Consider the following 13,617-nt stretch of genomic DNA (forward strand, 5'->3'; position numbering starts at 1 on the left):
TCAAGCATTCTCCCTGGCTGTTCTACTGCCGAAGGCGTCGGCTTACAAAGGTGTGCTGAAAAATAATGGTACCAGCAGTGCTGTTTGCGGCAAGTAAAAACAACCCGCAAATTGCCGTATTTCTAGTCTGGCGGAGTATTTCGTGAAGCTTGTGCTGTGATTGTATTGCTGTGTTGGATCACGCCCATTGATTCTTGAGGGTGATTGCTTCGAGCTCAACAGCGCATTTATGATTAGCTTTTCGCGGAACAGGCTTTTGCTTCAGGTGTCATCATCAAGTTTACTAAGGCAGGTCCTTGCTCACCTACGCTTCCTGCTAGTTGAGAAATCACAGTAAGAGCCCTTCCGTCGTAGCGGCTCTGGTAACTCGTGACCATGCAGTTACAATAGCTACTCTGATTTCTGACGCCTGGGGTTTTGCCTTGAAGGCATCCTTTTAGGAAGCCATCTCTGAATTGCTTGGTGAGTTGTGAATTTGTTGGATTGCCTTGGGCAAGGCTTGGTGTGATTGATGCAAGGCTTGTGAGTGCAGATATGAAGAGAGCTGTGATGAATGGAGCTGTGATGAATGGAGGATGGTTGCTCATGTTGATTCTGAGAGTGGAAGATGTTGGGTTCGCTGGATTTGTGTCGGCTAGGGTGTTGCTTTGCTGGTTGGGCCATGTTCGATTGATTTTCCGCCGATAAGTGATCGGAGTTGATTCATGGCACGCTGGAACATTGTTTCCTGTTCGGCTAAGCGATTCTCCAGGTCTTGAATTTTCTTGTCTTGAAGTCTATTTTCGGTTTCTGATTGATTCTTTTCTTGCTCGAGCTGTTCAATTCGGCTCTTAAGCATGGCGATCAGCTGCGTTGTGGCCTTGTTGTTTGGGCTAGCGCTATCGGGGTGCTGGTCTTTGCTCAGCTTGTCGAGCTGCATCTTTAGGTCGGCGATTTGGGTGTCACGAGCCTTGACTTCCTGTTGAATCTTTTCAAGATTGCTCTGAACGTTGGACAGCTCCTGAGAGGTTTCTCGAGACGGCTTGCTGGAGGCCTTGGCGATCCTCCCCAATGGGAAGGAAAAGCCGAGTCGACCGGCTACCGAGGGCGTCGATCCGTACTCGTAATCGATCGAGGGGGTGTAAGCGAGTGCTCCATTGAGGTGGAGTCGATCGCCGACACGCACCGCGCAGCCTGCAGAAATCGCGTACTGACTGCCGTAACCACCGGTGCCGACACCGCAGCGAACAGGTTCATCGTCCTGAAGCGACACCTGAGGGATCGCCGACAGGGCAGCTGCGACCGCTCCGGAGGATTCAACGGCCTGACCCAGTCCGCGAGCAGCAGATTCCAGCCTGTTGGTGGTGGATTGAAGCTGGGGGATGGTGCTGTTGACCGCTTGATCCACCTGCTGGAGGGAGACAGATGAGGATCGCTGCAACGTTCCATCGCTTTCGGCGGCGACCAAAAATGTCCCTTTCCCGGACAGTGATTTGACCTTGAGGCTGTCGGTGTTGGTGCCACCGGTGACGGTGAGGCCGTTGTTGATGGTGGCTCCGCCGGTGACGGTGGCTCCGCCGGTGACGGTGAGGCCGTTGTTGATGGTGGCTCCGCCGGTGACGGTGAGGCCGTTGTTGATGGTGGCTCCGCCGGAGAGAGTGGTCGCACCTTGAACAGTGAGGGTGCTCTGGAAGTTGGCAGCGCCAGTGGCGGTGAGGGTATTGAGGGTGGTGTTCCCGGAGACATTGAGGGCACCGCCAACAGTCAGGTTATTGGCTGTGGTGAGAGATCCGTTGTTGACAGAAATTCCAGCTGCACGTTTGAGAGTGCCATCGCCATTGGCAAAGACCATCTCATTGCCATTGCCGGCAAGATTGGCAATGGTCGTCTCTTGATTTGCGGAGCCGAGCATTAGCTGATTGTCCCGAGTTGTTCTTGCACTTGCACCAATTGCGGTTGCTCTCGTCCCGGTGGCGACTGCTCCAGCACCAAGCGCTGTCACATCAGTGCCGTTGGCTACCGCCCCGGTGCCGACTGCAAGTGCGTTGGTGTTGAATCCCTCGGCACGTGCTCCAGCACCAATCGCAGTCACGTTGACGCCGTTGGCAACAGCATCGGTTCCGTAGGCAAAAGCATTGGTGCCGTTGGCGGTCGTATTGAATCCGATGGCAATACCTCCTTCCGCTGTGGAGTTGGCTGCGAAGCCAACGGCAATGGATCCTTCACCTCGGGAGGTGGCGACCACGCCAATCGCTGTTGAGCCATTGCCAGATGCGTTGGTTTCGGCTCCGAGAGCGGTTGAGCCGAGAGTTGCGTCGGCTGTGCTGTTGGCTCCGATGGCTGTATCAAAATCACCCAATGCTTCAGCGCTTGGTCCGTAGCACGCGGAGTTGACGCCGGTGCGGTTGCAGAACGTTGTGGTGTTAGTAGGCAGAACGATAAAACCGAGCTGGCCTTGACTATCAGTCGTGAGGACTTGTGTTGTTCCTGATGTCTGGTTTGTGGTGTAACCAGTCAATGTAACGTTACCGCGTGCCGTGAAGTTACCCGTCACTGACTGATTGCCACCGATGGTCTGCGACCCGGTTACTGACTGATTGCCGTTAACGGTTTGGGTGCCGTTAACGGTGAGTGAGTTGTTCACGGTGGTGGCGCCATTCAGTGTGGTGGCACCTGTGACACCGAGGTTTCCACCGATGGTTTGATTGCCGGTGATTGCAGAGCTGCCAGCAACGGTCTGATTTCCAGCAACGGTTTGATTGCCACCGATGGTCTGCGACCCGGTTACTGACTGATTGCCGTTAACGGTTTGGGTGCCGTTAACGGTGAGCGAGTTGTTCACGGTGGTGGCACCATTCAGTGTGGTGGCTCCTGTGACACCGAGGTTTCCACCGATGGTTTGATTGCCGGTGATTGCAGAGCTGCCAGCAACGGTCTGATTTCCAGCAACGGTTTGATTGCCACCGATGGTCTGCGACCCGGTTACTGACTGATTGCCGTTAACGGTTTGGGTGCCGTTAACGGTTTGGGTGCCGTTAACGGTGAGTGAGTTGTTCACGGTGGTGGCGCCATTCAGTGTGGTGGCACCTTGAACAGCGAGTGTGCTCTGGAAGTTGGCAGCGCCAGTGGCGGTGAGGGTGTTGAGGGTGGTGGTTCCTGTGACACCGAGGTTTCCACCGATGGTTTGATTGCCGGTGATGGCGGAGCTGCCAGCAACGGTTTGATTTCCAGCAACGGTTTGATTACCACCGATGGTCTGCGACCCGCTCACCGTTTGATTACCGGTGACTGCAAGAGTGCCAACAACGTTGGTGTTCTTGAGGTTGGTGGTGCCAGTCACGGTGAGTGAGTTGTTCACGGTGGTGGCGCCATTCAGTGTGGTGGCACCTTGAACAGCGAGTGTGCTCTGGAAGTTGGCAGCGCCAGTGGCGGTGAGGGTGTTGAGGGTGGTGGTTCCTGTGACACCGAGGTTTCCACCGATGGTTTGATTGCCGGTGATTGAAGAGCTGCCAGCAACGGTCTGATTTCCAGTAACGGTTTGATTACCACCGATGGTCTGCGACCCGGTTACTGACTGATTGCCGTTAACGGTTTGGGTGCCGTTAACGGTGAGTGAGTTGTTCACGGTGGTGGCGCCATTCAGTGTGGTGGCACCTTGAACAGCGAGTGTGCTCTGGAAGTTGGCAGCGCCAGTGGCGGTGAGGGTGTTGAGTGTGGTGGCTCCTGTGACACCGAGGTTTCCACCGATGGTTTGATTGCCGGTGATTGAAGAGCTGCCAGCAACGGTCTGATTTCCAGTAACGGTTTGATTACCACCGATGGTCTGCGACCCGGTTACTGACTGATTGCCGTTAACGGTTTGGGTGCCGTTAACGGTGAGTGAGTTGTTCACGGTGGTGGCACCATTCAGTGTGGTGGCACCTTGAACGTCGAGTGTGCTCTGGAAGTTGGCAGCGCCAGTGGCTGTGAGGGTGTTGAGGGTGGTGGCTCCGGAGACAGCAAGGGTGTCGGTGCTGGTACCACCGGTGACGGTGAGGCCGTTGTTGATGGTGGCGCCACCGTAAAGGGTGGTGGCTCCTGTGACACCGAGGTTTCCACCGATGGTTTGATTGCCGGTGATGGCGGAGTTGCCAGCAACGGTCTGATTTCCAGTAACGGTTTGATTACCACCGATGGTCTGCGACCCGGTTACTGACTGATTGCCGTTAACGGTTTGGGTGCCGTTAACGGTGAGTGAGTTGTTCACGGTGGTGGCGCCATTCAGTGTGGTGGCACCTTGAACAGCGAGTGTGCTCTGGAAGTTGGCAGCGCCAGTGGCGGTGAGGGTGTTGAGTGTGGTGGCTCCACCAACAGTCAGGTCATTGGCAACTGTGAGAGATCCGTTGTTGACGGAAATTCCAGCAGCCCGCTTGAGGGTGCCGTCGCCATTGGCGAAGACCATCTCGTTGCCTGTGCCCGCAAGGTTTGCGATGGTGACTTCACTGCCGGATTTGCCGATGGCTACCTGATCGGTGCGTGTGGATGCAGCGCCATCGCCAAAAGCGATGGAGTTGTCGTAGCTGGCATTGGCCTGATACCCGAGGGCGATGGCATCGTTGGCGTTGGCAACAGCCTGATACCCCATCACGATGGTGCGGTTGCCTGCAGCGCGGGAGTTTTCGCCAATGGCGACCGTGGCCATGCCGGTGGCATTGGATGCCACGCCTATGGCAACGCTGTTAACCCCAGTGGCTTCTGCATAGGCACCAACGGCAACCGATCCATTGGTGGCATCCGAATCAGCGCCGACAGCTGTGGCTTCGAAACCAATGGCGGTGCTGTTGGCACCGATAGCAGATGTGTAATCACCTAGCGCTCTGGAGTTGTTTCCGAAGCAAACAGAATCAATGCCTTGATGGGTGCAGTTGAAGGCATTTTGAATGGCGATTGTGTAATTGGGAGCCAGCGTGGCTGTGCCAGCGGTGATGCGACCTTGCTGATCGATCACCAGATATTCGGTTCCGGAAGATGGTTTGTTGCTCAATCCGGGCAGGAAATAATCAGTTGTGCCATTGCCCTGTGTGCCAAGAGTGATGGAACTGGTGGCTGTAGATCCTGAACTTTGAAGCGCCTGAGCACCTGCGCCGATTGCGGTGGCATTGGCGATGGTGGATTGAGCACCAGTGCCGATTGCTGTTGCGTTGGAGTTGGAACTCACAGCTCCGCTACCTACGGCGATGGAATTCAATGCGGATGCGGTGGCCGAATAACCCCATGCCATGGCGCCAATGCCCGAGGCATTGGCTCTAAGGCCAAGCGCCGTGGCGTCTTGGCCCGAAGCATTGGCTGCAAATCCCAGCGCCATGGCCTGATTGCCCGTGGCGCTGGCTAGATAGCCCAGCGCCGTGGCGCTGCTCCCCGAAGCAGTGGCTGTACGACCCAGCGCCGTGGCGTCTAGGCCCGAAGCATTGGCTTGTGTACCCAACGCCGTGGCGCCGACGCCCGAAGCAGTGGCTAGGACACCCAGAGCCATGGCGTCTTGGCCCGCAGCATTGGCTCCAGCGCCCAGCGCCGTGGCGCCGACGCCCGAAGCGTTGGATTGAGCACCGAGCGCCGTGGATATGTTGCCGAAAGCATTGGCGTCTAAACCCAACGCTGTGGCGCCGACGCCCGCAGCATTGGCTCGAACACCCAGCGCCGTGGCCAGTCGTCCCGAAGCATTGGCAGAATTGCCGAAGGCCGATGCATTGCCACCGTTCGCCGATGCATTCGGCCCATAACAGGTGGCGTTATCACCGGTCGCAGTGCAATTCAGCGATGTCAGTGCTGTTGAGGAGATCGATGAGCGCGAGAGGGTGCCATCGTCGTTGGCCAGAACGAGACCTGTGCCGGTTCCGGTGAGATTGGCAACGGTTGTTGTTGTTGTTGCCGTGCCAAGAACGATTTGATCGGCACGTGTGGTGGCGGCTGATTGTCCAACGGCTGTGGAATTGGTGAATGCAGCAGTGGCTGAAGCACCCAGCGCCGTGGCGGCGTCGCCCCCAGCATTGGCTGAAGCACCCAGCGCCGTGGAGAAACGGCCCGAAGCATTGGCAAGGGCACCTAGCGCCGTGGATAAACTGCCCGAAGCATTGGAGCCGACGCCCAGCGCCGTGGCCTCTGTGCCCGAAGCAGTGGCGAGAGCACCCAGGGCCGTGGCGCCGAGTCCCGAAGCACGGGTTCGCATCCCCAGCGCCGTGGCCTCTATGCCCGAAGCAGTAGCCGCCCTACCGAGCGCCGTGGCGTCAGTGCCCGAAGCATTGGAGTTGACACCCAGCGCCATGGCCCGTTGTCCCGAAGCATTGGCAGAATTGCCGAAGGCCGATGCATTGCCACCGGTCGCCGATGCATTCGGCCCATAACAGGTGGCGTTATCACCGGTCGCAGTGCAATTCAGCGATGTCAGTGCTGTTGAGGAGATCGATGAGCGCGAGAGGGTGCCATCGTCGTTGGCCAGAACGAGACCTGTGCCGGTTCCGGTGAGATTGGCAACGGTTGTTGTTGTTGTTGCCGTGCCAAGAACGATTTGATCGGCACGTGTGGTGGCGGCACCGGTTCCGATGGCGGTGGAGTTGGTGAAGCTGGCCAGGGCACCGGCGCCCAATGCGGTGGTACGGAATCCCGTGGCATTGGCCTTGCGTCCGAGGGCCGTGGCGCTTTCACCGTTGGCGATGGAGGCTTCTCCGAGGGCTGTGGCGGCGGTACCTGCAGCCCGGGCGTTCAACCCGACGGCGGTCGCGGCGATTCCGGAGGCATCGGCGCGAGGACCTAGGGCCGTCGCCTGTAGCTCTGATGCCAGGGCACCGGCGCCCAACGCGGTGGCTTCGAATCCCGTGGCATTGGCCTTGCGTCCGAGGGCCGTGGCGCTTTCACCGTTGGCGATGGAGCCTTCTCCGAGGGCTGCGGCGGCGGTACCTGCAGCCCGGGCGTTCACCCCGACGGCGGTCGCGGCGGTTCCGCTGGCGTTGGCGTTGCGACCCAGCGCCGTGGAGAAACGGCCCGAAGCATTGGCTGAGTAACCCAGCGCCGTGGCCTCTATGCCCGAAGCAGTGGCTTGTGAACCCAGCGCCGTGGCCTCTGTGCCCGAAGCATTGGCGAGAGCACCCAGGGCCGTGGCGCCGAGTTCCGAAGCACGGGTTCCCCTCCCCAGCGCCGTGGCGTCAAAGCCCGAAGCATTGGAGTTAAAACCCAGCGCCGTGGCCAGTCGTCCCGAAGCATTGGCAGAATTGCCGAAGGCCGATGCATTGCCACCGGTCGCCGATGCATTCGGCCCATAACAGGTGGCGTTATCACCGGTCGCAGTGCAATCCAGCGATGACAGTGCTGTTGAGGAGATCGATGAGCGCGAGAGGGTGCCATCGTCGTTGGCCAGAACGAGACCTGTGCCGGTTCCGGTGAGATTGGCAACGGTTGTTGTTGTTGTTGCCGTGCCAAGAACGATTTGATCGGCACGTGTGGTGGCGGCTGATTGTCCAACGGCTGTGGAATTGGTGAATGCAGCATTGGCTAGAACACCCAGTGCCGTGGAGGAATTGCCTGTAGCATTGGTTCGATCGCCGATCGCTGTGGCTAACGAGCCCGAAGCAGTGGCTTGTGAACCCAGCGCCACGGCTCTCAAACCGGAAGCAGTGGACAAGTAACCCAGCGCCGTGGCGCTGTTGCCCGAAGCATTGGCTGAAGCACCCAGCGCCGTGGCGCTGTTGCCCGAAGCATTGGTGCCTGCGCCCAGCGCCGTGGAGCCGATGCCCGAAGCAGTGGCTTGTACACCCAGCGCCATGGCCAGATTGCCCGAAGCATTGGCTAGAACACCCAGCGCCGTGGCCTCTATGCCCGAAGCAGTGGCTTGTGAACCCAGTGCCGTGGCGTCTTTGGCCGAAGCAGTGGAGCCGACGCCCAGCGCCGAAGAGTAGTTGCCAGAAGCAGTGGCTAGAAAACCCAGCGCCGTGGCGCTGTCGCCCGAAGCAGTGGCTGAAGCACCCAGCGCCGTGGCGCTGTCGCCCGAAGCAGTGGCTGAAGCACCCAGCGCCGTGGCCTCTATGCCCGAAGCAATGGCTGAGTCACCTAGCGCCGTGGCGATGTCGCCCGCAGCATTGGCTGAAGTACCCAGCGCCGAAGAGTAGTTGCCAGAAGCATTGGCTTGTTTACCTAGCGCCGTGGCGCTGTCGCCCGAAGCCTTGGCTGAACGACCCAGCGCCGTGGCCTCTATGCCCGAAGCAATGGAGCCGACGCCCAGCGCCGAAGAGTAGTTGCCAGAAGCAGTGGCTTGTACACCCAGCGCCATGGACAGATTGCCCGAAGCATTGGCTGTACGACCCAGCGCCGTGGCCTCTGTGCCCGAAGCAGTGGCGAGAGCACCCAGGGCCGTGGCGCCGAGACCCGAAGCACGGGTTCGCATCCCCAGCGCCGTGGCCTCTATGCCCGAAGCAGTAGCCGCCCTACCGAGCGCCGTGGCGTCAGTGCCCGAAGCATTGGAGTTGACACCCAGCGCCATGGCCCGTTGTCCCGAAGCATTGGCAGAATTGCCGAAGGCTGATGCATTGCCACCGGTCGCCGATGCATTCGGCCCATAACAGGTGGCGTTATCACCGGTCGCAGTGCAATTCAGCGATGACAGTGCTGTTGAGGAGATCGATGAGCGCGAGAGGGTGCCATCGTCGTTGGCCAGAACGAGACCTGTGCCGGTTCCGGTGAGATTGGCAACGGTTGTTGTTGTTGTTGCCGTGCCAAGAACGATTTGATCGGCACGTGTGGTGGCGGCTGATTGTCCAACGGCTGTGGAATTGGAGAATGCAGCATTGGCTAGAACACCCAGTGCCGTGGAGGAATTGCCTGTAGCATTGGTTCGATCGCCGATCGCTGTGGCTAACGAGCCCGAAGCAGTGGCTTGTGAACCCAGCGCCACGGCTCTCAAACCGGAAGCAGTGGACAAGTAACCCAGCGCCGTGGCGCTGTTGCCCGCAGCATTGGCTAAAGCACCCAGCGCCGTGGCCTCTATGCCCGAAGCATTGGTGCCTGCGCCCAGCGCCGTGGAGCCGCTGCCCGAAGCAGTGGCTTGTACACCCAGCGCCGTGGCGCTGTTGCCCGAAGCATTGGCTCGAACACCCAGCGCCGTGGCCTCTATGCCCGAAGCATTGGCTGAGTAACCCAGCGCCGTGGCCTCTATGCCCGAAGCATTGGCTTGTGAACCCAGCGCCGTGGCCTCTGTGCCCGAAGCAGTGGCGAGAGCACCCAGGGCCGTGGCCTCGAGTCCCGAAGCACGGGTTCCCCTCCCCAGCGCCGTGGCGTCAAAGCCCGAAGCATTGGAGTTAAAACCCAGCGCCGTGGCCAGTCGTCCCGAAGCATTGGCAGAATTGCCGAAGGCCGATGCATTGGCACCGGTCGCCGATGCATTCGGCCCATAACAGGTGGCGTTATCACCGGTCGCAGTGCAATTCAGCGATGTCAGTGCTGTTGAGGAGATCGATGAGCGCGAGAGGGTGCCATCGTCGTTGGCCAGAACGAGACCTGTGCCGGTTCCGGTGAGATTGGCAACGGTTGTTGTTGTTGTTGCCGTGCCAAGAACGATTTGATCGGCACGTGTGGTGGCGGCTGATTGTCCAACGGCTGTGGAATTGGTGAATGCAGCATTGGCTAAAGCACCCAGCGCCGTGGAGGCGATGCCCGCAGCATTGGCTCCAGCACCCAGCGCCGTGGCGCGAATGCCGTTAGCTTCAGCAGCAGCACCCACCGCCGTGGAGGAAACGCCCGAAGCTGTGGTAACGCTACCCAGCGCTATGGCGTCGTCGCCCGAAGCAATGGAGTCGACGCCCAGCGCCGTGGAGTAAGCGCCAGAAGCAGTGGCTTGTACACCCAGCGCCATGGCCTCTGTGCCCGAAGCATTGGCTGAACGACCCAGCGCTATGGCGTCGTTGCCCGAAGCAATGGAGTTGACGCCCAGCGCCGTGGAGTAAACGCCAGAAGCGTTCGCGGCGAGGCCAATCGCGAATGCCCCTGCTCCAGATGCCGATGCACTTCCACAAGCACCGCTTGCGCCTGGGATGCCGGTGATTTGAGCAGCGGCTGGTTGGCTTTGCAGCGCCGCATCCACCACTACCCCAAGGCTGGCTACCTGGCCGACGAGGGCCCACGCCACAAAACCACTCTGCGACGCCTTGCTCCAGCGACGGCTACGACTGGCCCGTCGCGTCTTCGAACTTCGGCGGTATCCGGCAAGCTTGAGAGTTGCCGAAACTAGCCAGAGGTTCAATGGTCTGTGCCAAATATTGGCTTTAATTATGACCCTCGCAGCTGTGAATGGGCGATCAGAATCGAGCTGTCTCGTGAGTCTTTCCGAGTCTCACTAGTGTGTTTCTAGCGATGAAAACTTGTTGCAATAGGATTGTGATAGTTGGATTACGTGGTCTGGGGATTATCCAGCTCCATCAGTGCTCTCGTGATGCAACGCTGGTGGTGAGCGATGCCTGCTGGCTTCTGCTTCCCATTCCCAAGGTGGCGTCCACCCTGCTCAAGCGGCTTGCCGTGATCGCCGCAGGTCGTGACCCGGCTGCTTTGGCCGTGTTGGGTGAAACCCGCCCGGCCCTGGCGATTCACCGGGCCGATCTTCACCGTCTGCCGTCCTTGGCTCAGTTGCCCGCCCTCGAGGCCGAGGCGCTGCTGGCAGACCCCCATGGCCTGCGTCTAGCGGTCACCCGTCATCCCGGGGAGCGCTTGCTGTCGTTCTGGCACGACAAGCTGCACCTCGCTGATCCGGCCTATGCGCCCCTGAATCAAGCGATCCAATCCAGGCGCGAACGTGCCGGTGCAGAGCCGTGTCGATTCTCAGACTTTCTCACCTATCTCGATCAGCACTGGGAGCAGCTCCGTAGCGACGGCCATCTGCTGCCCCAATCCGAGTGGCTCGCTGATCCCACACTGTTCAATCAACAGCTCGATCGCTCCGAGCTGGTCGATCGTCTGCCCGCGTTGCTCGGCTCACGCTTGCCCGACCAGCGCCTGGAGCGCCTGCGCCGGGAGCTGCTGCTTTACGACGGCAAGCACCGCCAGCGGCTGAGCAAACGCTGGGAGAGCAGCTATGGCAAGGATGGGATCCAGATCCTCGAACGTCTCTACGGAGCCGACCTCGAGCGCTTCGGCTACACCCTGCCCCGTCGTCGCGGCGACAAGCTGAAACCCCTGGCCGCGGTGGATCTCGATGCCCTGGTGGATCCGCTGCAGCAATTGCGTGATCGCCATTTCCAGATCGCTGGCCTGCAGCAGCAGATTCTGGAGTTGCAGCAGGAGTTGCAGCGTCCCTCCCTGCCCTCGCTCACCCCGCCGCAAGGGCAATGGCCGCCCCATAACGCCCCGGAGGCAGGCCTCGGCCATCTCTACGACGCCCTCGGTCAGCAGCGTTTTCAGGAGGTGCTGGATCAGGCCTCGGGGCTGGAAGGGCATCCCCATGCCGGTGAAGTGGCCTATCTCGAAGGTCTGGCGCAGACGGCACTGGGTCAGCACGAGGTAGCCCTGCGTTGTTTTGAAGCCGCCCAGTCCCGCGGTTTTCTCACTCCCTACGTGTTGTTCAACGGCGGCAATGCCTGCCGCGCCCTGGGTAACACTGCTGAAGGTCTGCGCCTTTACCGGGAGGCTCTTGGAGTGTTCCCGCAGTTCAGCGAATGCCGCCACAACCTGGCGCTGGCCCTGATCGAGGCCGCCGATGTCGAAAGCGCTGAGCGGGAATTGCGCCTGCTGCTCCGGGATCAACCGACCTACGTGCAAGCCTCCTTCTGCCTGGGCAACCTGCTGCGTGAGCATCAGCGGGAGCGCGAGGCGATCGAGGCCTTCCGCCTCTGCCTCCAGCATGCGCCCGCCTATGCCGATGCCTGGAACAACCTCGGCCTGGCCCAGGCCTCAGCCGGTGATTTGGAGGCGGCGATGGCCAGTTATCGCCATGCCCTCACCATTGATCATCGTTTCAAGCCATCGCGCCAGAACCTTGCCCAGGCGTTGGTGCAAGCCAAGCGCCACGCTGATGCGCTTGAGCAGTTTGAGCAGTTCGCCGTCCTCGAGCTCAGCCCCTTTGAACAGGTGATCGCTCTGCAGGGCAGGATCAATTGCCTGCTGGAGCTGGATCGCTACGACGATGCACTCGCCCTGGCCGACGGCCAGAACGACCGCCGTCTGCAGTTGATGAGCCGTCTGCATGTGTTGCCGGTGCTCTTTGCCACCGATGAGCAGGTGGCGTCTGTGCGTCAGCGCTGGGCCGACGATGCACGCACCTTGTATGAGCTGCTGGAGGGGATCGATCAGAGCGACCCGGCCTTGGAGCTGCTCTACGCCCACTCATGGTCGCTCACCAACTTCTATCTCGCCTATCAGATGGACGACGACCGGCCCTTGCAGGAGCTCTATGCCGGCATCCTCGATCGCATCCTGCGCCCGAAGCTGGGGGCCTTCATGCAACCCCGGCCCCAACGCGATCCATCCGATCCCCGCCCCCTCCGCGTGGGGGTGATCTCTCCCCACCTCCACAACCACAATGGCGCCATCTGGTGCCTGGGCTGGCTGGAGGGAATCGCCGGTAACCCTGGCTACGAAATCGTGACCTACAACCTGGCTGAACGGGTTGATTCCGGCACCCAGCGGTTCGCGACCCTGGGCCTGCAGCGCCATCTGCCCCTGCGCGCCGAGAGTCCAGAGCCCATGCTGCAGCAGATCCTCGATGATCAACTCGACCTGCTGATCTTTACCGACATCGGCATGCATCCCGCCAGCAAAGTCACCTCCGTGTTGCAACTGGCACCGGTGCAGGTTCAGGGTTGGGGCCATCCGATCACCAGTGGTTCCCGCACCATGCATTACTACATCTCGGGCGAGGGGATGGAGCCTCCTGGCAACGAGGCCCACTACAGCGAAACGTTGTATCGCCTGCCCAAAACTGGCCTGAACTACGAAACCCCGGCTGCCCTGCACGACGGCCAGCTGCTCTACGACAAGTTCGACCTGCCGCGGGACCGGCCGATCCTCAACTCCCTGCAGAGCACCTTTAAGTATCTGCCGCGCAACGACTGGACCTTTGCCGAAATCGCCAAACGCCACCCTGAAGCGTTCATCGTGATGGTGGGCCATATGGGCAGTGGTGGCATCGCCGAACGGTTGTTCGAACGCCTGCGCCCTCATTTCGAGCACCGCGATCTGGTGATCGAGGAGCATCTGCGTATCCTTCCTCGCCTCGACTACGGCGATTTCATGGGGTTGTTCGCCATCAGCCACCACACGATCGACACGATCGACTGGAATGGTGGCAACAGCTCGATGCAGTCGTTCTCGCTCGACTGCCCCGTGGTCACCCTGCCCACCGCCTTCATGCGCGGTCGCCACACGGTGGCGATGCTGGAGGTGCTGGAGCTTCCCGAGCTGATCGCCAGTGATGTCGATGATTACATCGCCATCTCCGCCCGCCTGCTCGACGATCCTGCCTTTTATCAAGCCATGCGCACTGCGATTGCTGAAAGGAAACAGCGGTTGTTCCACGACAAGAGTGTGGCTGAGGCGTTTCAAGTGGCAGTGGAAACCATGTGCCGGCAATCGCCCGCAGTGGGCCAGCAACCCGCAGGGATGTTGCCTGTCGCCATGGCGGCCTGA

At 60.1% G+C, this 13,617-nt stretch carries 2 protein-coding genes; one reads left to right on the top strand and one right to left on the bottom strand.

The window, feature by feature from the left end:
* Window positions 1-634: 634 nt before the first annotated feature.
* On the bottom strand, window positions 635-10,129 hold the full coding sequence (locus U9970_RS02845) for a YadA-like family protein (RefSeq protein ID WP_322765212.1): 9,495 nt from the start codon (window positions 10,127-10,129) through the stop codon (window positions 635-637).
* Between the two features lie 356 nt (window positions 10,130-10,485).
* On the opposite strand from U9970_RS02845, the gene U9970_RS02850 reads away from it, so the two are divergent.
* Window positions 10,486-13,617: an O-linked N-acetylglucosamine transferase family protein gene (locus U9970_RS02850; protein WP_322765213.1), complete on the top strand. Its 3,132-nt coding sequence runs from the start codon at window positions 10,486-10,488 to the stop codon at window positions 13,615-13,617.

The sequence above is a fragment of the Cyanobium usitatum str. Tous genome (assembly GCF_963920485.1).
GTDB lineage: Bacteria > Cyanobacteriota > Cyanobacteriia > PCC-6307 > Cyanobiaceae > Cyanobium_A > Cyanobium_A usitatum_A.